This is a genomic window from Rhodobacteraceae bacterium M382 (assembly GCA_025141015.1).
Classification (GTDB): Bacteria; Pseudomonadota; Alphaproteobacteria; order Rhodobacterales; family Rhodobacteraceae; genus Aliisedimentitalea; species Aliisedimentitalea scapharcae.
The window spans coordinates 2,436,944-2,459,593 of sequence record CP081098.1; the positions used below are offsets into that span (position 1 = coordinate 2,436,944).

General features: G+C 57.8%; 21 protein-coding genes. 17 read left to right on the forward strand and 4 right to left on the reverse strand.

Annotated features, from left to right (window positions below; genetic code table 11):
* The first annotated feature begins 123 nt into the window (after positions 1–123).
* From pyrH to lpxB, 12 genes are all read left to right on the forward strand, one after another.
* Positions 124–870: a UMP kinase gene (pyrH, locus tag K3727_11370; GenBank protein UWQ89430.1), complete on the forward strand. Its 747-nt coding sequence runs from the start codon at positions 124–126 to the stop codon at positions 868–870.
* A gap of 330 nt (positions 871–1,200) precedes the next feature.
* The gene (gene frr / locus K3727_11375; GenBank protein ID UWQ89431.1) at positions 1,201–1,764 is read left to right on the forward strand and encodes a ribosome recycling factor; all 564 of its coding nucleotides are present in this window, start codon (positions 1,201–1,203) and stop codon (positions 1,762–1,764) included.
* Positions 1,765–1,774: 10 nt separating this feature from the next.
* Complete coding sequence (locus K3727_11380; protein UWQ89432.1) at positions 1,775–2,551, forward strand: isoprenyl transferase; 777 nt, start codon at positions 1,775–1,777, stop codon at positions 2,549–2,551.
* Positions 2,548–3,327, forward strand: a complete 780-nt coding sequence (locus tag K3727_11385; protein ID UWQ89433.1) for a phosphatidate cytidylyltransferase — start codon at positions 2,548–2,550, stop codon at positions 3,325–3,327. Before K3727_11380 ends, K3727_11385 begins: the two co-directional genes overlap by 4 nt.
* 3 nt (positions 3,328–3,330) lie before the next feature.
* Complete coding sequence (dxr, locus tag K3727_11390; protein ID UWQ89434.1) at positions 3,331–4,515, forward strand: 1-deoxy-D-xylulose-5-phosphate reductoisomerase; 1,185 nt, start codon at positions 3,331–3,333, stop codon at positions 4,513–4,515.
* 4 nt (positions 4,516–4,519) lie between these two features.
* Positions 4,520–5,869 carry an RIP metalloprotease RseP gene (gene rseP, locus K3727_11395; GenBank protein UWQ89435.1) on the forward strand — a complete coding sequence of 450 codons (1,350 nt, stop codon included), beginning with the start codon at positions 4,520–4,522 and terminating at the stop codon, positions 5,867–5,869.
* 408 nt (positions 5,870–6,277) lie between these two features.
* On the forward strand, positions 6,278–8,653 hold the full coding sequence (gene bamA, locus K3727_11400; protein UWQ89436.1) for an outer membrane protein assembly factor BamA: 2,376 nt from the start codon (positions 6,278–6,280) through the stop codon (positions 8,651–8,653).
* Positions 8,654–8,688: 35 nt separating this feature from the next.
* Complete coding sequence (locus tag K3727_11405; protein UWQ93352.1) at positions 8,689–9,243, forward strand: OmpH family outer membrane protein; 555 nt, start codon at positions 8,689–8,691, stop codon at positions 9,241–9,243.
* A 70-nt stretch (positions 9,244–9,313) separates the two neighbouring features.
* Entirely contained in the window at positions 9,314–9,778 is a 465-nt protein-coding gene (gene fabZ / locus K3727_11410; protein UWQ89437.1) for a 3-hydroxyacyl-ACP dehydratase FabZ, read from the forward strand.
* A gap of 2 nt (positions 9,779–9,780) precedes the next feature.
* A complete protein-coding gene (gene lpxA, locus K3727_11415) occupies positions 9,781–10,566 on the forward strand; it encodes an acyl-ACP--UDP-N-acetylglucosamine O-acyltransferase (protein ID UWQ89438.1) in 786 nt (261 codons plus the stop codon).
* A 4-nt stretch (positions 10,567–10,570) separates the two neighbouring features.
* Complete coding sequence (gene lpxI / locus K3727_11420) at positions 10,571–11,359, forward strand: UDP-2,3-diacylglucosamine diphosphatase LpxI (protein ID UWQ89439.1); 789 nt, start codon at positions 10,571–10,573, stop codon at positions 11,357–11,359.
* 4 nt (positions 11,360–11,363) lie between these two features.
* Positions 11,364–12,542: a lipid-A-disaccharide synthase gene (gene lpxB, locus K3727_11425; protein ID UWQ89440.1), complete on the forward strand. Its 1,179-nt coding sequence runs from the start codon at positions 11,364–11,366 to the stop codon at positions 12,540–12,542.
* A 31-nt stretch (positions 12,543–12,573) separates the two neighbouring features.
* Here the strand turns inward: lpxB and mnmA are convergent, their stop codons facing one another.
* Positions 12,574–13,719, reverse strand: a complete 1,146-nt coding sequence (mnmA, locus tag K3727_11430) for a tRNA 2-thiouridine(34) synthase MnmA (GenBank protein ID UWQ89441.1) — start codon at positions 13,717–13,719, stop codon at positions 12,574–12,576.
* 130 nt (positions 13,720–13,849) lie between these two features.
* On the opposite strand from mnmA, the gene K3727_11435 reads away from it, so the two are divergent.
* From K3727_11435 to recG, 4 genes are all read left to right on the forward strand, one after another.
* Positions 13,850–14,128: a DUF1153 domain-containing protein gene (locus tag K3727_11435; GenBank protein ID UWQ89442.1), complete on the forward strand. Its 279-nt coding sequence runs from the start codon at positions 13,850–13,852 to the stop codon at positions 14,126–14,128.
* Positions 14,129–14,226: 98 nt separating this feature from the next.
* Positions 14,227–14,943, forward strand: a complete 717-nt coding sequence (locus K3727_11440) for a response regulator transcription factor (GenBank protein UWQ89443.1) — start codon at positions 14,227–14,229, stop codon at positions 14,941–14,943.
* 283 nt (positions 14,944–15,226) lie between these two features.
* Positions 15,227–17,347 (forward strand): NAD-dependent DNA ligase LigA, encoded by a 2,121-nt coding sequence (ligA, locus tag K3727_11445; protein UWQ89444.1) that lies wholly within the window; start codon positions 15,227–15,229, stop codon positions 17,345–17,347.
* Positions 17,344–19,434, forward strand: a complete 2,091-nt coding sequence (gene recG, locus K3727_11450) for an ATP-dependent DNA helicase RecG (GenBank protein ID UWQ89445.1) — start codon at positions 17,344–17,346, stop codon at positions 19,432–19,434. The genes ligA and recG overlap by 4 nt, the downstream gene beginning before the upstream one ends.
* A gap of 718 nt (positions 19,435–20,152) precedes the next feature.
* Here the strand turns inward: recG and K3727_11455 are convergent.
* Positions 20,153–20,605: an iron-sulfur cluster assembly scaffold protein gene (locus tag K3727_11455; GenBank protein UWQ89446.1), complete on the reverse strand. Its 453-nt coding sequence runs from the start codon at positions 20,603–20,605 to the stop codon at positions 20,153–20,155.
* A gap of 71 nt (positions 20,606–20,676) precedes the next feature.
* Between K3727_11455 and hisI the strand changes: the two genes are divergently transcribed.
* Positions 20,677–21,036: a phosphoribosyl-AMP cyclohydrolase gene (hisI, locus tag K3727_11460; GenBank protein ID UWQ89447.1), complete on the forward strand. Its 360-nt coding sequence runs from the start codon at positions 20,677–20,679 to the stop codon at positions 21,034–21,036.
* Positions 21,037–21,112: 76 nt separating this feature from the next.
* Here hisI and gluQRS read toward each other — a convergent pair whose 3' ends face one another.
* Entirely contained in the window at positions 21,113–22,006 is an 894-nt protein-coding gene (gene gluQRS, locus K3727_11465) for a tRNA glutamyl-Q(34) synthetase GluQRS (GenBank protein ID UWQ89448.1), read from the reverse strand.
* Positions 22,003–22,617 carry a methyltransferase domain-containing protein gene (locus tag K3727_11470; protein ID UWQ89449.1) on the reverse strand — a complete coding sequence of 205 codons (615 nt, stop codon included), beginning with the start codon at positions 22,615–22,617 and terminating at the stop codon, positions 22,003–22,005. Before K3727_11470 ends, gluQRS begins: the two co-directional genes overlap by 4 nt.
* Positions 22,618–22,650: the final 33 nt, after the last annotated feature.

Here is a 22,650-nt window from a genome sequence, read left to right on the forward strand (position 1 = left end):
GTAAAAAAGATGACGCAATTCATCTGTCCCACATCAATGTTGTGCGTCAAGGCGCATTGAACATGGCGGCGATTTCCGTCATTTTGCGCGCCAACCTAACCCCGCGACATTCCGGAGTGCAATATGCCCCTTTCCACCGATCTTTCGACAGACCTTGCCGATACAACCTATAAACGCGTCATGCTGAAAATTTCGGGTGAGGCCTTGATGGGGGATCAGGGGTTTGGTCTGCATCCGCCCACCGTGCAGCGGATCGCCGAGGAAGTAAAATCGGTGCATGATCTGGGGGTCGAGATCTGCATGGTGATCGGTGGCGGCAATATCTTTCGCGGTCTGTCCGGCAGCGCGCAGGGGATGGAACGCACAACGGCGGATTACATGGGGATGCTGGCCACGGTGATGAACGCACTGGCCATGCAGAGCGCCCTGGAAAGCCTGGACGTGTTCACCCGGGTCATTTCCGCGATTCCCATGGATCAGGTGTGCGAACCCTATATTCGCCGTCGCGCCGTGCGCCATCTCGAGAAAAAGCGGGTCTGCATTTTTGCAGCCGGAACCGGTAACCCCTATTTCACCACCGATACCGCCGCGACGCTGCGGGCGAATGAAATGTCCTGCGAGGCAATTTTCAAGGGGACCAAGGTTGATGGGGTCTATGACAAGGATCCGGTGAAATTCGACGATGCCAAACGCTATGACACGGTGAGCTATGATGATGTTCTGGCCAAACGTCTGGGCGTCATGGACGCCAGCGCGATTGCACTGGCGCGCGACAACAACCTGCCAATCATCGTGTTTTCTCTGGACGAGCCGGGTGGGTTCCGGGGCATTCTGGCCGGACGTGGTACCTATACAAAAGTGCAAGGCTGATCATCGGCGCATCCAAGGTCGCTCCAACGACCCCCGGATGCGCCGTTCAAAAAGGGATCGCAGGCGGCACAAGGTAAACGTCCCGCTCTGCGCCGTCCCATCTGTAGCGTCCCATCTGTAGCGGTCATTTTTTGCCACGCGGGCTTTACTGCAAAGGGGCCTTTGCCTGACCCCTTTGACGGCGAATCCATTCCGTGTCGCACAGGATGGCAGGGCAACACCTTCAAAATTGCTTTCCCGCGCGGTGATTGTGGGCCAAGATTGCTATACATCCTGTTGCCAATGGCTTATGAGCCGATGCAGTTCACCGGAAGAAGGGGAGAGAGCAGCATGTCCGAAGATTTCGAACTGGACACCGATGACCTTCAGCGCCGCATGGATGGCGCGATGGTCAATCTAAAAACCGAATTTGCGTCGTTGCGCACCGGGCGTGCGTCTGCGTCGATGCTTGAGCCTGTGATGGTTGATGCCTACGGCTCGATGACGCCGATCAATCAGGTCGGCACCGTGAATGTGCCCGAACCGCGTATGGTGACGATCAATGTCTGGGACAAATCCCTGGTTGGAAAGGTCGAAAAGGCCATTCGCGAATCCGGTCTGGGGATCAATCCTCAGCTGAATGGCACCATCATCATGTTGCCGATTCCGGAACTGAACGAAGAACGTCGTCGTGAACTGACCAAGGTTGCCGGCCACTATGCTGAAAACGCCCGCGTATCGATCCGCAACGTTCGTCGTGATGGTATGGATCAGATCAAAAAAGCCAAATCCGATGGCATGTCCGAGGACGACCAGAAATTCTGGGAACAGGAAGTTCAGGAGCTGACCGACAAGATGATCAAAGTTGTCGATCAGGCGCTGGAGACCAAACAAGCCGAAATCATGCAGGTTTAATGCACAGCGCATGTCCAGAGGCTCAAAAACCGCAGCAATCCCCAGTGACGCAACCGATGGCAGCGACACTGCCAATATGGGCGGTTCAGGGCCACGCCATGTCGCAATCATCATGGACGGAAACGGCCGCTGGGCTCAGGCCCGCGGCAGACCGCGCCTGTTCGGGCATCATGCCGGTGCCCGACGTGTGCGCGAAGTGGTCGAGGCCTGCCCGGATCTGAAGGTCAAATATCTGACGATCTTTGCCTTTTCGACCGAGAATTGGAAACGGACGCAAACCGAAGTCGCTGGGTTGATGAGCCTGTTTCGCCGGTATATTTCCAAGGAGATGCAGGCGCTGTCGGCACGCAATGTGCGGGTGCGCTTCATCGGAGACCGGGTACGTCTGGACAAAAAACTGATCCAATTGATGGACCAGCTTGAAAAAGCGACCTCCGGCAATGACGGGACCCAGTTGACCATTGCTCTGAATTATGGCGGTCGTGACGAGGTGGCGCGCGCGACACGGCGTCTGGCCCAGGACGTGGCCGACGGTAAACTGCGACCGGAAGACGTCGACCAGGAAACGTTGCCGAAATATCTGGACACTCATGTCTTGCCCGACCCTGATCTGGTGATCCGTACCAGCGGCGAAGCTCGGATTTCGAACTTTCTTTTGTGGCAATCGGCCTATGCCGAGTATGAGTTTATCGATACCTTGTGGCCCGATTTTACCGCAGAAGAATTGAAATCCCTCTGCAATAGTTATGGTCGCCGCGACCGTCGATTTGGTGGGGTTCAGAAATGAGCGAGGGGCGCTGGTCTGACCTTGCACCGCGTATTGCGTCGGCGGTGGTCATGGTCGTCGTGGGGGGCGCTGGCATCCTGGCAGGGGGCATGTGGTTCAAACTGCTGATCGCGGCGAGCTGTGGGGCGATGATCTGGGAACTGGTCCGCATGCTGACCCCCGCTCAAGGCAGCGCGGCGTTACAGCTGGGGGCCTTGACGGCGGTGACACAGGTTGTGGCCTGGCTGATGCCGCCCGTGGCTCTGTTGCCAATCGCCCTAGCGGTGATCCCGGTGGGGATGTCCATCCTCAAATCCCGCAAATGGGCTTTTGCAGGTTTTGCCTTGTGGATCGCTTTGGCGGGCATCGGTTTTGTCTGGTTGCGCGGATCCTTGGGTCTGACATGGGTGGCTTGGCTGATTTGCATTGTCGTTGTCACCGATGTTGCGGGCTATTTTGCAGGCAAGGCCATTGGCGGTCCAAAATTCTGGCCTGCAATCAGCCCAAAGAAAACCTGGTCGGGCACGGCTGCCGGTTGGGTTGGCGCGTTGATCGTCGGCGCGCTGTTCGCTACCCAGATGGGGGCCGGGCTGGGCCTGTGTGTGGTGTCGGTGCTGGCGTCGATGGCCAGCCAGGCCGGAGACGTTCTGGAAAGCGCTTTGAAACGACGCACGGGAACCAAGGACAGTTCGAACCTGATTCCTGGGCATGGCGGGTTTTTGGATCGGTTCGATGGCATGATGGGGGCAATGGCGCTGGTTCTGGTGCTGAGCCTGTTTTATTCGCCCGGAGTATAAGACATGCGGCGGGTTTCCATTTTTGGCGCGACAGGCTCCATCGGTCAAAACACGCTTGATCTGATCCGCCGCGATCCGGCCGGATATGACGTTGTGGCCGTGACCGGCGGGCACAACATTGCGCAACTGGCGCAGGACGCGGTTGCGGTGCGGGCCGATCTGGCCGTGACAGCCTTTGAAGACCGGCTGGATGACCTGCGTGCGGCTCTTGCCGACACCGGTATCGAAGTCGCCGCAGGGCAGGCGGCCCTGACCGAAGCCGGTGCCCGTCCCGCAGATTGGGTCATGTCGGCCATTGTGGGGGCTGCCGGTCTGGCACCGGGGCTGGAGGCCCTGAAACAGGGGGCGACGCTGGCGCTGGCCAACAAGGAATCTTTGGTCTGTGCCGGAGCGCTGGTGCTGGAGACGGCGCGCCAGAACAACGCCCGCCTGTTGCCAGTAGACAGCGAACATTCAGCAGTGTTTCAGGCGTTGGTAGGCGAAGACATGGACGCGGTTGAACGTATAATCATCACCGCATCCGGTGGTGCGTTCCGCGATTGGCCATTGGACGCCTTGCGCAATGCGACCCTGGAACAGGCGTCGGCCCATCCGAATTGGGACATGGGACAGCGGATCACGATCGACAGCGCATCAATGTTTAACAAGGCGTTGGAAGTCATTGAAACGCGTGAGTATTTCGGGATATCCCCCGAACAGATCGAAGTCATCATACACCCTGAATCGATGATCCACGCGCTGGTCGGTTTCCGCGATGGCGCGTTGATGGCGCATCTTGGGGCACCGGACATGCGTCACGCCATCGGCTATGCGCTGCATTGGCCGGATCGACGCGATCTGCCGGTGGCGCGTCTGGATCTGGCACAGGTGTCGCAACTGAATTTCCGTGCCCCCGAAGACGCGCGCTATCCCGCGCTGCGGCTGGCGCGGGATGTCATGGCCCAGGGTGGTTTGGCTGGGGCGGTGTTCAATGCGGCCAAGGAACGTGCGTTGGATGGCTTTATCGCGGGTCGGGTGGGGTTTCTCGACATGGCCGAGATCGTCGAAGAGGTTCTCACCCGGTTTCAGGCCCAGAAAGGTCCATTGGCGGGTCTTATTGATGCCCCAATGACCCTTGATAACGTGACACAAACAGACCACTTGGCAAGAGAGTATGCCGACAAGGTCATGACAGAACGGGCAGGGTAGTCTTTTGGATATTGTTTCACTCATTCCGCAATTCGGGAATGTCATTCAGACGTTGATCGCCTTTGTGGTGGCCTTGTCTGTCATCGTGGCCGTGCATGAGTATGGTCATTATATTGTCGGGCGCTGGTCCGGTATTCATCCCGAAGTGTTTTCGTTGGGGTTTGGTCCGGTTTTATACAGCCGGATCGACAAACGCGGCACCCGCTGGCAGGTGGCCTTGTTGCCGTTTGGCGGTTATGTCAAATTTCTGGGCGATGCCAATGCGGCCTCGGGCAAGGATGAGGACACCATGGCCGAAGCGTCACAGGATCCGGCATTTCTGCGCAAGACCATGCATGGCGCGCCTTTGTGGGCCCGTACGGCCACCGTGGCGGCCGGACCGGTGTTCAACTTTGCCCTGTCGATTGGGGTGTTTGCGGTGATCTTCATGTTGCGCGGTGTCGCCAGCGATCCGCTGACCGTTGGAGAACTGAAACCATTGCCCGGCAGCGTGCAGGAGTTGCGGGAGGGTGACGAGATTGTTGCCATAGCCGGAACTGCGACCCCCAAATTCGACGATGCCGACGCTTGGAGCGCCTTTACCGCAGCCATTCCACAACAGGCCACATTGGATTACGACGTGCTGCGACAGGGCCAGGTAATGACCGTGCGCGGTCCGTACCTGTTCCCGGCTCATATCACGCTGGTCGCGCCGCGCAGCGCGGCGATGGATATCGAGCTGCAGGCAGGCGATGTCATTACGGCCGTGGACGGCAACCCGATCTTTGCCTTTGATCAGCTCAAGGAAATTGTCGAAGGTTCGGACGGGCGAGCATTGTTGCTGGACGTCTGGCGCAATGGCCAGACGCTGGAGTTTGCCCTGGCTCCACGCCGCACGGATGAACCGCAGCCCGATGGCGGGTTTGTGACGCATTGGAGGATCGGCATTGTCGGTGGCATGGCCTTTGACCCGGCTACCGAAACCGCTGGCCCGTGGCAGGCATTGACCGGCGGGGTCTCCCAAACATTTGCCATCGTGCAAGGGTCGTTGTCAGGTCTGTGGCATATGGTGACAGGCGCGATCAGCACCTGCAATATGTCCGGTCCTTTGGGGATTGCCCAGACATCCGGCGAAGTGGCAAGCCAGGGAACACAGAGCTTTATCTGGTTCATTGCCGTCTTGTCTACGGCAGTGGGGCTGTTGAACCTGTTCCCAATACCGGCGCTGGATGGCGGACATCTGGTGTTTTATGCCTATGAAGCCGTCACCGGCAAGCCGCCCAGCGATGCGGCGTTGCGGGTTCTCATGACCATCGGCTTTGGTCTGATCCTGTCGCTGATGGTGTTTGCGCTGAGCAACGATCTGTTCTGCTGATCTTTCTGAATTGGAGGGGTGGCGCGGAGTGATCGCGCCACTGCCCCAGTCCTGCCCAAGTCCTGCCACATTCGCCCGGTATTTTTGTCAGAACTGACGGGCTGTCTCTGCCGGTGGCGGGGACATGGGAAAGGACAGAAGGGACAGAAAATGAGCACTCTACAGCAGTCATATCGCGGCTTGAGTCTGGTTATGGAGCTGAATTGGGACCGGATGCTTTTCCTGGGGGCCATTGTGGTTGCCCTGGCGACCGGAGCCTGGCTGGGCGGTCTCTGATTCCCGACTGACAGGCCTGACAAGACAAGCGGTGCGCAGCCAACAGGATGCGCGCCTTTTTCTTGGTTTTGACAACCGTCTTCAGACCCGTTAGTCACATGCTAATGCTGCCATAATTCTGGGTTTGAAAAGATGGGTTTGGGGAAAAACGTAGGAATATCCTGCGCTATGCGCAACCAGCGCTGCTATATGTTGTATCATTTCATACCGGCACTATTTCTTGTTTGCATGTCGGTGCTTATCGCGTTTGCCAGCCCGGCACAGGCGCAGAATTACCGCTTCAACTCGGTCAAAGTCGAAGGCAATCAGCGGATCGAAACGTCCACTATCATTGCCTATACGGGAATCGAACGGGGCCAGACGATTTCAGCAGGCGAGCTGAATGATGCCTACCAACGTATCCTTGACAGTGGTGTTTTTGAGACAGTTGAACTGGACCCGCGTGGCAGCACGCTGGTGATTTCAGTTGCAGAATTCCCGACGATCAACCGCGTCAATTTCGAAGGCAACCGGCGAATCAAGGACGAAGCGTTGGAAGGGCTGATCGCATCGGCGCCGCGCCGCGTGTTCAACCCGGGGCAGGCCGAAGACGATGCCGCCATCATTGCCGAGGCATATTCCCAGCAGGGCCGTTTGTCTGCCCGTGTAACGCCCCGGATCATTCGTCGCAGCGATAACCGCGTTGATCTGATCTTTGAAATTGGCGAAGGCGATACAATCGAAGTCGAACGGGTCAGCTTTGTTGGCAACCGTGTCTATTCGGACCGTCGTCTGCGTCGGGTTCTGGAAACCAAACAGGCCGGTATTCTGCGCGCCTTTATCCGGTCCGATACCCTGATCGAAGACCGCATCGAATTCGACAAGCAGGTCATGCGCGATTTCTATCTGTCGCGTGGCTATGTCGATTTCCGCGTCAACAGCGCCAACGCTGAACTGGCGCGGGAGCGGGATGCGTTTTTCCTGGTTCTGGATGTGACCGAAGGTCAGCAGTTCTCGTTCGGTCAAATCAGCACTGTCAGCGAAATGTCCGAGGCAGACGCCGATGAATTCCAAGAGGCGCTCAAGATCAAACCGGGCGTCATCTATTCACCGGCTCTGATCGAAAACTCGATCGCGCGCATGGAACGTCTGGCCATTCGCAAAGGTATCGACTTTTTGCGGGTCGAACCCCGGATCAGCCGCAATGATCGGGATCTGACCCTGGATGTTGAATTTGCACTGACACGTGGGCCGCGCATCTTTGTCGAACGCATCGATATCGAAGGCAATACAACCACATTGGACCGGGTGATCCGCAACCAGTTCCGGATTGCCGAAGGCGACCCCTTCAACCCGCGCGAAATCCGTCAAAGTGCTGAACGCATTCGGGCTTTGGGGTTCTTTGAAACCGCCGGGGTGGATGTGCGCGAAGGTTCGTCAACGGATCAGGTTGTTGTCGACGTCGATGTTGCCGAACAGCCGACCGGATCGCTCAGCCTGGGTGGTAGCTATTCGGTTGCCAACGGGATCGGTGTGGCGGTTGGCCTCACGGAAAACAACTTCCTCGGTCGCGGTCAAAGACTGTCGTTCCAGGTTTCGACGGCACAGGACGCAGAACAATATGTTCTGGGCTTTTCTGAACCGAACCTGCTGGGACGTCAGCTTCGATTTGATCTGGACCTGGGTTTGGCGACCGTTGATTCCAGTTTTGCCAATTATGACAGCGAAACCCTGTTCTTTCAGCCGGGCCTGACATTTCAGACCGGTGAGAATTCAAGATTGCGTCTGAAGTATTTCTGGAGCGACGACGAAATGTTGAGCCGCGGTACAGCGGTTCCATTGGGCCCGGTTCAAACCAGCGAAATCGGCCTGGGGGCTTTGACCTCCAGCGGTCTTGGGTTCACCTATACCTATGACAGCCGTTTGACTGGCCTGAACCCGAATGCCGGTTTCCTGTTCGAAGCAGGGGCGGATTATGCCGGGTTGGGTGGCGACAACAAATATGTCAAGACCAGCGCCAAGGCGATTGCTCAGACCCTTGTCCTGAACGAGGAAGTGACCCTGCGGGCCACGATCGAAGGCGGCATGTTCAATTGGCGCGGTGGCGGCAATAGCCGGACAATCGACCGCTTTCTGCTGGGGCCAGACGTATTCCGCGGCTTTGAGCCCGGCGGTATTGGCCCACGTGACCAGTCTGTCGTGGGCGCAACGACTGTCGATGATGCATTGGGTGGCAACCTCTATGCCATTGCCAAGCTCGAAGCGGAATTCCCGCTGGGTCTTCCCGAAGAATTGGGTGTCCGGGGCGGTGTGTTCTATGACATCGGCAATTTGTGGGATCTGAAGAATGTGAACACGGCCGGGGCGACCGTGGTCGGTGCGAACAGTTCGTTCCGCCATGTTATCGGGTTCTCGGTTCTGTGGGACACGGCCTTTGGCCCGCTGCGCTTCAACTTTAGCAACGCGCTCAAAAAGGAAACCTTTGACAAGGAACAATCCTTCGACCTCACGCTCCAGGCCAAGTTCTGATTGTGCCAGACCTGTTGAAACGAACACAAAACGGAATGCTGGCGATCTTTGTATCGCTGGCATTTCTTGCTTTTGAGACCGTGGAAGCGCGAGCTCAGCAATTGGGAATTCCACAAAGCGTCATTTTGACGATTGCATCCGAACGGTTGTTTGCAGAAAGCAAGTTCGGACGACGGGTTGCCCGTTTGATCGAGGCCGAGAGCGCGGTGTTGGCGGCTGAAAACCGTCAGATCGAGGCGCAATTGACGACCGAAGAACAGGAACTGACCGATCGCAGGCCGGGTATGGATGCGGATGCGTTCCGCGTTCTTGCGAATGCCTTTGACGAAAAGGTCCGCCAGATCCGACGCGAACAGGATGCCAAGGCACGCGCGTTGGCCCAACAGTCGGACAATGCCCGGATCGAATTTCTGAACGCGGCGGCTCCGGTTCTGGAGACGATGATGCGCGACGCCAAGGCGAGCGTGATTCTGGAAAGGGCCAGCGTGTTTCTCAGCGCCAATGCGACGGATGTGACTGATCTCGCGATTGCGCGGATTGATCTGGTGCTGGGAGATGGGGCCATAACAGAACAAGATCCGGATCAATAGGTCTGCTTGCCCAAAGCGCTGTGGATTGCTAGTCACACGGACAACTCGAAGAAAAGACAGGACACGCAACATGACCCAAGAGCTGAAGAGCGCAGACATCCAGATGATCCAGCGGATCCTGCCGCATCGCTATCCTTTTCTGTTGGTGGACAAGGTCATGGACATTGATGGCTACAGCTCGGCTCGGGGCATCAAGAATGTCACCATGAACGAGCCGCATTTCCAGGGTCACTTCCCCGGAACGCCGATCATGCCGGGTGTGACCATTGTCGAGGCAATGGCCCAGACCGCTGGTGTCATGCTGGGGATCGGCATGGATATGGTTGATACCGATCTGCTGATCTATTTCATGAACATCGATAAATGCAAATTCCGCCGCAAGGTGGTGCCCGGTGATGTGCTGGAAATGCATGTCACGACCGTGCGTGGCAAACCGGGTGGCAAGATCTTTAAATTTGCGGGCAAAGCCGTGGTCGAAGGGGAAGTGGCAGCCGAAGCCGAATTCACCGCCATGATCGACACACAGGGCGCCTGAGAATGAGTGGTATTCACCCCAGCGCCGTGATCGAAGAAGGCGCGCAATTGGGGGCCGATGTCGAAATCGGACCGTTCTGTGTGGTTGGCTCGGATGTCCGGCTGGGCGACCGTGTGGTGCTCAAAAGCCATGTGGTCATCACTGGCGACACAGAGATTGGGGATGACACGGTGGTCTTCTCCTTTGCCGTCATCGGGGAAATCCCGCAGGACCTGAAATTCAAGGGCGAGAAATGCCGCCTGGTGATTGGCAAGCGCAACCGCATCCGGGAACATGTGACCATGAACCCCGGAACGGAAGGTGGCGGCGGCCTGACCAAGATCGGCGATGATGGCCTGTTCATGGCGGGGTGTCACATCGCCCATGATGCCCATGTGGGCAATAATGTGATCGTGGTCAATTCGGCGGCGATCGCCGGACATTGTGTGCTCGAAGACAATGTGATCATCGGTGGGTTGTCGGGTATTCATCAATTTGTCCGCATCGGTCGGGGGGCGATTGTCGGTGCCGTGACCATGGTGACAAATGACGTCATTCCCTTTGGTTTGGTTCAGGCGCCGCGGGGCGAACTGGATGGGTTGAACCTGGTTGGCCTGAAACGCCGTGGTGTCGCGCGGTCTGACATAACAGCGCTGCGGGCGGCCTTTCAGATGTTGGCACAGGGCGAAGGCACGTTTCAGGAGCGCGCCCGACGCCTGGGTGGTGAAACCGATAGCGACTATGTTCAGGAGATCGTCGATTTCGTGACCGGGAACAGCGACCGTTCTTTCCTGACACCGGGGGGCTGAACGGATGCTGGCATTGATCGCCGGAACCGGTGCGTTGCCTCGCGAACTCGTGGCGCGGCTGTCTCATCCCCCGCTGGTCTGCGCCATGCAGGGGTCCGAACCCGATCAGGTGCCCGCGCAGCTGACATTTCGGATCGAAAATCTGGGCAGCTTTTTGGCCGAGCTCCAGGCCCGCGGTGTGACCGATGTCTGTCTGGCCGGTGCCGTACGCCGTCCCGCGCTGGACCCATCGGCGTTGGATGCTGCGACGTTGCCGCTGATCCCGATTCTTCAAAAGGCGCTGACCAGCGGAGATGACAATGCTTTGCGCGCCATCATGGGCTTGCTCGAAAGGCAGGGGTTCGCGGTGCGCGCGGCCCATGACATTGCCCCGGATCTTTTGATGACCGCCGGAGTGCCGACCAGCCGCCAGCCCACAGATGCGGATCGGGCCGATGTGATCCGCGCAGAGGAAATCGTGGCCGCCATGGCGGCTGCGGATACAGGTCAGGCCTGTGCGGTCCGGGGTGGTCAGGTTTTGGCGATGGAAACTGTCTTTGGCACCGACTGGATGCTGGGGACATTGGAACAGCGCCCTGATGGCTCGGGTGGGGTGCTGTACAAGGCGCCCAAGGCGGGCCAGGATCTGCGTGCGGATCTGCCCACGATTGGGCCCGAAACTGTAGAGATGGCTGCCAGGGCGGGATTGAACGGCATTGTGGTCCAGGCCGGTCAGGTCATCGTTTTGGACCAGGAGGCCGTGATTGCCGCCTGTGACCGGTTTGACATGTTCCTCTGGCTGCGAAAAGGCTGACCCCATGCGCGTCTTTCTCCTTGCCGGAGAGTTGTCGGGAGACCGTTTGGGCGGTGCCCTGATGGCAGGTTTGCGGGAATTGGTAGAAGATGTTGAATTCCAAGGGGTAGGTGGCCCATCCATGCAAGAACAGGGGCTGAGTTCTCTGTTTCCAATGGACGAACTCAGCGTCATGGGTATTTTCGAAGTCCTGCCCAAATACGCCCAACTGAAACGGCGGATTGCTCAGACCGCGCAGGCGGTTCTGGACAGCAAACCCGATGTGCTGATTACGATCGACAGCCCGGATTTTTCGTTACGGGTGGCCAAGCTGGTCAAAGCCAGCAGCTCTATTCGGACCGTGCATTATGTGGCGCCATCGGTCTGGGCCTGGCGGCCAGAGCGTGCTGCCAAAATGGCCCGGGTAATCGACCATGTTTTGGCCCTTTTGTCGTTTGAACCGCCCTATATGACTGCGGCGGGGATGGCGTGTGATTTTGTCGGACATCCCGTGGTCGCCGAACCCAAGGCAACCGACGAGGATGTCGCGCGGTTTCGCGTCGAAAGCGGCGTCGGTGATGCGCCTTATGTCTTGGCTTTGCCCGGATCACGGCGCGGCGAAGTCGGGCGACTGACGCCCGTGTTTGGAGCCGCGCTGAGCGCGTTCAAACAGCAACACCCGCAGTTTCGCATTGTTGTACCTGCGGCAGGGCCGGTGGCCAGCCTGTTACATCAAACTATGCAAAGCTGGCCCGCTGACACGATTGTTCTGGACCCGGCGGATGTGGCACGTGATCAGGCGTTGACCCGAAAACGGGCGGCGTTTGCGGGGGCGACTCTGGCAATGGCGGCATCGGGGACCGTGTCTTTGGAGTTGGCTGCCGCCCGCACGCCCATGGTCATCGGATACAATTTCAACTGGCTGACCTGGCAGATCATGAAACGCAAAGCCCTGATTGATACGGTGACCCTGGTCAATCTGGTCAGTGACACGCGCGTTGTTCCCGAATGCCTTGGGCCGGACTGTACCGCCGAGAACCTGACGCGGGCCCTGGACAGTGTGCTTGAACACCCGGAGGCCCAACAGCAGGCCATGGAGCTGACCATGCAGCGATTGGGAGAGGGCGGCGAAGCCCCGGGGCTTCGCGCTGCACGTGCGGTTCTGGCTGGGCTGGAACGCTCGGGGAAATCGAACAGGGATTGACCGCAGCCGGCGGTGTCAGTCACAGGCTATGTCAGTACCCACGCCAGATCCAACCGCCGCCAAAAATCCTGCTGCCGTCGCTTTCGTAGAACACACAGGCCTGGCCCGGAGACACGCCTTCTTCGGGGGTCAAAAGTTCGACTTCGGCCGTGGTGTCTGACAGCGGGCGGATGATCGCCTCGCGTGGGGGACGGGTGGAACGGACCTTGACCGAGACATGCCATTCCTTCTGCGAGGTAAACGCCTCATCGCCCAACCAGTTGATCTCGCGGACCGGGATGGTCCGTGTCGCCAACAGCTCTTTGGGGCCGACAACGACCTGTTTGCTGTCCACATCCAGCTTGACCACATACAATGGTTCGCTCAGCCCGCCGATCCCCAATCCGCGGCGTTGACCGATGGTATAGTGGATCACCCCGTTGTGCTGGCCCAGCACACGACCATCAGAATGCACGATTTCACCGGGCTCTACCGCGCCGGGGCGCAGTTTTTCGATGACGCTGGCATAGTTTCCGTCGGGCACGAAACAGATGTCCTGGCTATCGGGTTTGTCGGCCACGGCCAACCCGTATTGCGCCGCCATCTCGCGGGTCGCATCCTTGGATGGCAAATGACCCAGCGGAAAGCGCAGATAATCCAACTGCTCTGGCGTGGTTGAAAACAGGAAATAGGACTGATCGCGATTGGCGTCTTCGGCGCTGTGCAATTCTGCACCATTGGTCCCCATCTTGCGTTGGATGTAATGCCCGGTGGCCATACAGTCGGCTTCCAGATCCCGCGCGGTTTCCAACAGGTCCTTGAATTTGACACGTTCGTTGCAGCGAATGCAGGGCACCGGCGTTGCGCCCGCCAGATAGCTGTCTGCGAATTCATCGATCACTGCATCTTTGAAGATGTTTTCATAATCCAGAACGTAATGTGGGAACCCGCGTTCTTCGGCGACACGGCGGGCATCATGGATGTCAATCCCGGCGCAACAGGCCCCTTTTTTGGCCAGGGCAGCACCATGGTCATACAGCTGCAGCGTCACGCCCACCACGTCATAGCCCTGATCCGCCAGATGGGCGGCCACGACCGAGCTGTCGACACCACCTGACATGGCAACAACGACCCGCGTTTCAGACGGGGGTTTGGCAAAGCCGAGTGAGTTCAGCGGTGTTTCACTGTCCAGCGCCATATCGGCGTCTCCTTGGATCCTGGGAAGGCCGTTCAGAATATATGAAAATCCTAGCGACTCTCAAGGGGTTGTTTCACACTCCATTAAGCTTGTTTGGCCACCTTGTCCCGGAAAGGACAAAGGAACGGTCATGTTTTTGAAAAAGGTTGATGGGCCACGGGCGGTTACCCTGCCTGATGGATCGGTCATGACACGTGCAGATCTTCCGCCTGTTTCGACCCGCCGTTGGGTGGCGTCGCGCAAGGCTGCAGTGGTGCGGGGGGTCCTGTATGGGTTGATCGGACAAAACGAAGCGATACGCACCTATGGGCTGAGCGATGAGGAGTTTCGCAGCTGGGTTTGCGCCGTCGCGGATCACGGCGAAGATGCACTGAAGACAACCGCGTTGAAAAAGTATAGACAACCTTAAGTTGTTTTGACATAAATGTTCTCGCAGTAACGTGGAGTTAACTATTTTTGGTCACGGTTAACACAACCATGAGCTGGGGACTTACGCGGAGACAAATTATGCGCATTCTTTTGGTCGAGGACGATCCGACGACGTCAAAAAGTATCGAACTGATGCTGACGCACGCCAATCTCAACGTCTATTCGACGGACTTGGGAGAAGAAGGGATCGATCTGGCAAAACTGTACGACTACGATCTGATCCTTTTGGATCTCAATCTGCCGGACATGAACGGACACGAGGTGCTGCGCCAATTGCGTCTGGCACGGATTGATACACCGATCCTGATTTTGTCAGGGGCCGATGACACGGAAAATAAAATCAAGGGATTCGGATTTGGGGCGGACGATTACCTGACCAAACCCTTTCACCGCGAAGAGCTGGTCGCGCGAATCCACGCGATCATCCGTCGGTCCAAGGGGCATTCCCAATCCATCATTCGTACAGGCAAGATTTCGGTGAACCTGGACGCCAAGACGGTCGAAGCAGAGGGGCAGGCCGTGCATCTGACAGGCAAGGAATACCAGATGCTGGAATTGCTGAGCCTGCGAAAGGGAACAACCCTGACCAAGGAGATGTTCCTGAACCATCTCTATGGCGGCATGGATGAACCCGAATTGAAGATCATCGACGTGTTTATCTGCAAGCTTCGCAAAAAGCTGAGCAATGCAACAGGCGGTGAAAACTATATCGAAACCGTTTGGGGACGTGGGTATGTCCTGCGTGAAACCCAGAACGGGGAAATGCCAGGGGCCCGGATGGCCGTTGGGGCCTGACCGCCCCCTAAAAAAACGCGGGGGATGGGATCCGCTCGTAAAATTTGAGGCAGGAAGCAATATTTCCTTTTTCCAAACCGCTCAGCATGTCTTCGGGCTGGGCGGTTTTTTTGACGGCGGGTAAGCGCACAAAACCCGACGTGCAAGTTTCCCATAGGATCGAGAAATCCGAAAATCTGTGGTCGCGCTGTTGGCTCTTGCCGCGTAACGTGTATGAGGGCATCTATGACGTTCGGCGCCGATCTGGACGTGATCTTGCAGGCGCGTGACAGCGGGGGAAAACGTGGAACATCCGGTCGAAAACTTATCGCCAGAAACTGCGCGCGAAGAATTTCTGGAGCTTCAGACTTTGCTCTGGGCCGCCAACAGAGAATACCACAGCAGCGATTCTCCATCGATCTCCGACGCCGAGTATGATGCTGCCAAACGCCGGTATCTGGCCCTGATCGAGGCATTCCCGGTTTTGGCCGCCAGCGCGACCCAAAAAGATACGGTTGGCGCACCGGTCGATGATGGTTTCGGCAAGGTCACGCATGACGTCCGAATGCTGTCTCTGGGCAACGCGTTTGAGGATGGCGACGTTCAGGCGTTTGACGCGTCCATCCGCAAATACCTGGGTCTGTCGGCGGATGCACCATTGGCCTATACAGCCGAGCCCAAAATTGATGGGCTTTCGTTGTCATTGCGGTACGAAAAGGGCCATCTGATTCAGGCGGCAACACGCGGAGATGGCGAAACCGGCGAGAATGTCACCGCAAATGCCCGAATGATCCAGGGACTTCCTCAGACGATCCAGGGCGCACCAGATCTGCTGGAGGTGCGGGGCGAGGTCTATATGTCCCATGCGGATTTTGCCGATCTGAACGCGCGCCAAACAAACAATGGCGACAAGGTTTTTGCCAACCCGCGCAATGCGGCTGCGGGGTCGTTGCGACAATTGGATGCCCGGGTCACCGAAACGCGGCCATTGCGGTTCTTTGCTTACAGTTGGGGCGCCTTGTCCGAACCACTGGCATCCACGCAAATGGCTGCGATCAAACGGCTGGCCGATTTGGGGTTTGAAACCAACCCATTAACCAAGAAGTGTGAAACGCCTGAAACCCTGTTGGCACATTACCGGGACATCGAAGCGCAGCGTGCCGGTTTGGGCTATGACATTGACGGGGTGGTTTACAAAGTTGACGACCTGTCCTTGCAGGGGCGGCTGGGGTTTCGCTCGACCACGCCCCGTTGGGCGATCGCGCATAAATTTCCGGCCGAACTGGCCTGGACCCGGCTCGAAGGGATCGACATTCAGGTTGGGCGGACCGGCACGCTCAGCCCGGTCGCCCGTCTGACCCCGGTTACCGTCGGTGGCGTTGTGGTCTCCAACGCCACGCTGCACAACGAAGATTACATTCAGGGTCGCGATTCCAAAGGCGAAGAGATCCGTGGCGGCAAGGATATTCGGGTTGGTGATTGGGTACAGGTCTATCGCGCCGGGGATGTGATTCCGAAAGTGGCCGATGTGGATCTGTCGAAACGGCCAGAGGGGGCATTGGCGTTCGTGTTCCCTGATACCTGTCCCGAATGTGGCAGCGACGCGGTGCGCGAAGATGGAGATGCGGCACGGCGCTGTGTTGGAGGCATTATTTGCCCGGCCCAAGCTGTTGAGAAGCTAAAACATTTTGTCGCGCGCAAGGCCTTTGATATCGAAGGGCTGGGCGCCAAGCAGATTGAGATGTTCTATGAAGATGAACAGTTGCCCATTCGCAGCCCGGTTGACATCTTTACCCTGCAAGACCGGGACGCGAACAATTTTACCAAACTGGCCAATCGCAAGGGCTGGGGCGCGCAAAGTGTGAACAACCTGTGGCAGGCGATTGAAGAGAAACGAAAAATTGGATTTGGACGATTGTTGTTTGCACTCGGCATCCGGCACGTTGGCGAAGCGGCATCGAATTTGATCGCCAATCACTATGGCACTTGGGAGGATTTTAAAGCCGCAATCAGCAAGGCGTCTGACCACGAAGGTCCAGAGTGGGACGCGCTGTTGTCCATTGACGGAGTGGGTGAAGTCATGGCTCGGGCGCTGGTGGCGGCCTTTGCGCAGGATACGGAACGGGCCTCGATTGACGCCCTGATTGCTCAGTTGGAAGTGCAAAAGGCGGAACGCCCCAAGATCGCCGACAGCCCGGTTGTGGGAAAGATCGTCGTGTTCACCGGAACCTTGGAAAAGATGAGCCGTGCCGAAGCCAAATCCCGTGCCGAGGCGCTGGGTGCCAAGGTTTCCGGGTCGGTGTCCAAGAAAACCGATTTGCTGGTTGCGGGTCCGGGAGCGGGATCCAAGGCCAAGAAGGCGGCAGAATTGGGGGTTGAAACCGTGGATGAAGACGGTTGGTTGGCGTTGATTGAGGGACTATGAGCGGACGACCTGAATCCCTTTTCCCGCTGTTTGCGGGGTTGGAAACGCTCGATGGTGTTGGGCCCAAGACCGCACGTCTATTGGAACAGTTGGACCTGAAAACACCGCGTGATGTGTTGTTTTCGCTGCCTTATTCAGTGATTGACAGACGGCGACGCGATACGGTTCAGGGGGCCGAAGTTCCAGGGACCCTGACTGTCGAAGTGACAATCGGTGCGCACAGGCCGGCCCGCAATCGTGGTGGCGCCTATCGTGTGCATGTCGAAGACGCGCAGACCGAATTTCAGCTGGTGTTTTTCCACGGACGCAGCCGATATCTCGAAGCACAGATCCCGACAGGGAGCCGCCGGGTTGTGTCGGGCAAGCTCGAGATGTTTGACGGTATGCTGCAGATGGTGCATCCCGATCATATGGTTCCCGTCGACGAGGCGGATACGATCCCGGACTTTGAACCGGTGTATCACCTGACACAGGGTGTCACACAGAAAACCATGGCCAAGGCGGTGGCGCGTACCCTGACGCGGAGTCCTGAGCTGGTCGAGTGGATTGACCCGTCGCAGGTCAAATCCGAAAACTGGCCGACCTGGCAGGAGGCTGTTTTCGCGGCACATGCGCCCCAGGGGGCTGACGATCTGGCCCCACACGCTCCGGCGCGGGCGCGTCTTGCCTATGACGAATTGATGGCGCATCAGTTGACCCTTGCATTGGCACGCCAGCGTGAACGCAAGGCACAAGGGATCAGCAGTTCAGGGGACGGGCGGTTGCGGGCGCGGGTGCTCGCAGCCTTGCCATACAAGCCGACCGGGGCTCAATTGCGGTCGATGGACGAGATCGCTGCCGATATGGCAGATGATCATCGCATGAACCGATTGTTGCAAGGTGATGTCGGGGCAGGGAAAACCCTGGTGGCCTTTATGGCGTTGCTGACCGCTGTCGAAGCTGGCGGACAAGGGGTGTTGATGGCGCCCACGGGTATTCTGGCCCAGCAGCATATGGAGGGGCTGAAGCCGCTTGCCGAAGATGCAGGCGTGGTGGTTGAGCTGTTGACCGGGCGCGACAAAGGCAGCGAACGCCGGACCAAGCTGGACGCGTTGAAACGCGGTGCCATCCAGATCCTGGTCGGGACCCACGCGGTGTTTCAGGCCGATGTTTCTTTTGCCGATTTACGATTGGCGGTGATTGACGAACAACACCGTTTTGGAGTGCAGCAACGGCTGGAGCTGGCGAAAAAAGGTGTGGCGGCGGATGTTCTGGTGATGACGGCGACACCGATCCCACGGTCTTTGTCGCTGGCGCAATACGGCGACATGGATGTATCGGTGCTGGATCAAAAGCCGCCAGGGCGCAAACCCATTCGAACGGCGGTGATCGCAACCGAACGTATGGACGAAGTTGTGTCCCATCTGCGCGAAGCCGTGTCCCAGGGGCGTCAATGTTATTGGGTGTGCCCGTTGGTGGATGAATCCGAGGTCAGCGACCTGACAGCTGCCGAAGAGCGGTTCAAGCATCTGCGGGCGGTTCTGGGTGACGGGGTTGTTGGTCTGGTGCATGGTCAGATGCCCGTGGCGGACAAGGACGCGGCAATGGCGGCCTTTCAGAATGGCCAGACCCAGGTTCTGGTCGCGACCACGGTGATCGAAGTTGGGGTGAACGTGCCCAATGCGACGATCATGGTGATTGAACGGGCCGAAACCTTTGGGTTGGCACAGCTGCATCAGTTGCGGGGACGTGTGGGGCGCGGCGAGGCCGCGTCGACCTGTTTGCTGATGTATCAGGCACCGTTGACCGAAGGCGGGCGACGACGGTTGGAACTGTTGCGCGAAACCGAAGATGGGTTTCGCATCGCCGAAACCGATCTGGAAATGCGCGGGGCAGGCGATATGATCGGAACGGCGCAATCCGGGCTGCCCCGTTTCCAGGTGGCAGATCTCGAACGACAGGCTGGATTGATGGCCGTGGCCCAAAGCGACGCGCGGGCCCTGCTGGCAACAGATCCGGCTTTGCAATCCCCACGAGGACAGGCAGCGCGGGTGCTTCTGTGGTTGATGAAACAAGATCAAGCCATTCGTTTGATTTCAGTTGGTTAGCAATGTTCCCCTGAAAAGTTCACAAATGTTCTCAAAAAGTTCTTTACTTGAGCCCCTGAAAATGAGAACAAAAGGTCAACAAACGCTTAACGGCATCCCGCGCCACCTGGCACGGACCGCCCCAAGGAGGTTTCGTCATGCTGACCCAGATCAAGACTGTTATCACCCGTTCCCAGGCAACATTGCTTCAGGATGCGATTGGTGCGGCTTCGCTCTGTGTCATGTTGTGGGGGGCCTTGCATCTACCCGGCTTGAACTGAGCTTTTGATTTACCTGTTTCTGCCTGCGCTCTCGTGCCAACACATCCGCATCCTGTCCCAATGATGATTGAGGGGTGACCTGCCAAACCGATCCCTTCCCGGACCCGCCTCATGGTCCAACCGGATGTGTTTTGGATCCCACATGAGAACCGCAATGCCTGCCGCCGCCATTCCTGCCCGGAATGTGCGGCGGTTTTTTTGTGGGATACAAGAAAGTCGAACGTGACAAAAACCTGCGTGGCGAGACGGCACGTCGATTGGCTGGGCAGATGACTCGGAGGTTCCAAACCGGAGAGACACCGATGTCATCTATGTGCAACAGACCGCGCGCGGGGCAGCGCCCTGCGCGAGGCCACGCCCAACGGCCGGCGCTCCATCTTTGATGGAGGTCCGGTGGGCGGGAGCGCTCCAAATGGCTCTCCTGCGTCCGGCCTTTTCAGAAACCCGGATTGCCTGGGTCAGGCGCAGTTTTCTTGCTGTGCCTGCGCAAAGGCTTCGGCTGTCGCGTCCAGCGCCAAAAGGATGGATGCGTGCCGGTTTTTGAATTCACGGGCCGGAATCAACACCTCAAGCCCGTCAAAAGGTGCATCGGGGATCGGACCATCCGAGCGCAGCATGGCCTTGAGCTGGGAGCGGGCCGTTTCAATTTCGGCTTGGGTTCGACCAATCACCGCAGATCCGACCACGGCAGCAGCGGCCTGACCCAAGGCACAGGCCTTGACGTCCTGACCAAAGGCGACGACCTGACCGTCTTCGACCTTCAGATCAACTGTGACCGTTGATCCACACAGTGGAGACCGTTTTTTGACCGACGCATCGGGGTCGCTCAGACGGTCGAGATGCGGGATATCCGCCGCAAGTTCGAGAATTCGGGCGGAATATAGTTTTATCAGATCGCTTTCGCCGGACATTGAGGCTTTCCCTGACTGCTGGTCCCTCATAAATAGGGTCTCGGTTCCCCGATGCAAAAGGTTTTTATGCGATGCGTTTCGATCCCGCCACTCTTGTCTATAATGACGCAGGTTTGATCCCCTGTATTGCCCAGGCCGAAGGCACCGATGAGGTGTTGATGATGGCCTGGATGAATCAGGATGCGGTGTCCAAGACTTTGGAAACCGGCCAAGTGACCTATTGGTCCCGATCGCGTCAAGCCTTTTGGATCAAGGGGGAAACATCGGGCCATACACAAACGCTGATCGATCTGCGGGTCGATTGTGATCGTGATTGTTTGCTGGCCATCGTGCGCCAAAACGGACCTGCCTGTCACACCAATCGCCGCAGCTGTTTTTATACTTCTGTACGTGACGGTGAGGACGTGGAGTTGATGAAGCCGATGCTTTGATCCGGTCGTCGAATTGGCTCGTGCCGAGCCAAGCCTGCGGCGCAGGTATTTTTGACCAGAAAGAAGCAGGGGCAGGTCAGAGACCGACGATCTTGCGTAAATCAGCAGGGGAGAGGCCGTCCTGCCGGTATTTTGCAATGGCCCGGGCGTCGTCGCGTTTGGCCAGACGTTTTCCGGTGTCATCGCGGATCAGGTCGTGGTGGTTATACACCGGAGTTGGCAGCCCTAGCAGCGACTGAAGAAGGACATGAATGGGTGTGGCATCAAACAGATCGGCCCCCCGTACCACATGGGTTATGTTTTGGTCTGCGTCGTCCACAACCACCGAGAGGTGATAGGATGTGCCCATGTCCTTGCGCGACAGCACCACATCGCCGATGGTCTGTACCATCTGATCTGTGGTGCGCGTGATATGTCCGGTTTCCTGGCACAGGCCGTGACCGTCTTCGACAAAGTGGCAGGCCAGGCCCCCGGAAAGCGAGGCCGCGGCCTGTTTCGTGGCTGCCGCCATGTTCAACCTGAGAGGAATGCCACGCGGTCGTTCTGAACGTTTGGACATGTCCAGATCAGACAATGGTCGACAGGTGCCAGGGTAGACAATGCCGTCCGGCCCCAACAGGGGTGCGCCTTCCTGTGGTGCGGATGCGGCGGCGGCAATGTCTTTCCTGTTACATGTACAGGGATACAGCAGGCCCAGGTTCCACAGGTGATCCAAGGCTGTGTCATAAGCCGATTGACGGTCTGATTGGCGCATCACCGGCTCAGGCCACGACAGACCCAACCAGCGCAGATCGTCATAGATCTGTTCTTCCCAATGTGTACGGGCCCGGGATTGGTCGATGTCCTCGATCCGCAACAGGAATTGGCCACCGGCCCGTCTGGCCATATCCCAAGCCAGCAAGGCGGAAAACGCGTGCCCCAAATGGAGGGGCCCGGTTGGAGAGGGCGCAAATCGGGTGGTGAAAGTCACGCTTTTTTAATCACATACACGTCAGATTTCAGATCAATGCCAGGCAGGTGCGGGCCGTATTCCCTGAACAGCAGATGGGCCGCGGCGCAATCGACCCATTCGCTGATCTTGCTGGTATAGGCAGGGTCGGCCAAGGCGTGATCGTTCAAGGAGAATGCAAACAGGCCCTGGCGTGGCAAGGCATGCAAGATCAGGTCAAAGACGTCTGGCGGAGCACCGCCAACCCCCAGCAGGCCGGCACCAGCGACGGCCCGATAGCGATCTTGTGCACTGGGTTGGGGATCGTCCAGGCTGATCTGTTCGAGCCTGCGATAAATCCCCTTGGCACGGGCGCTGTCGATCATGTCTGCTGAAAGATCCATACCATCGACCGTGTGAAACCCGACACGTTTCAATTCCTGCCCGCATAAACCGGTGCCGCATCCGTAATCCAGAACCTCAGTGTCCGGTTCGGGCAGAAACTGCCATAGGGCATCAGCCACACGGCCAGGCGTTGCATAGCCGTTTTCTGCGATTTCCCGATCATAGGACTCTGCCCATTTGTCGTAATGGCTACGGGTTTCCTCGGGGGTGTCGAGATCGTAGGTCTTGTCCAGAAATGAGTTGCTCATGCAATCAGGATAGGCGCAGCATTGGCCGTTCGT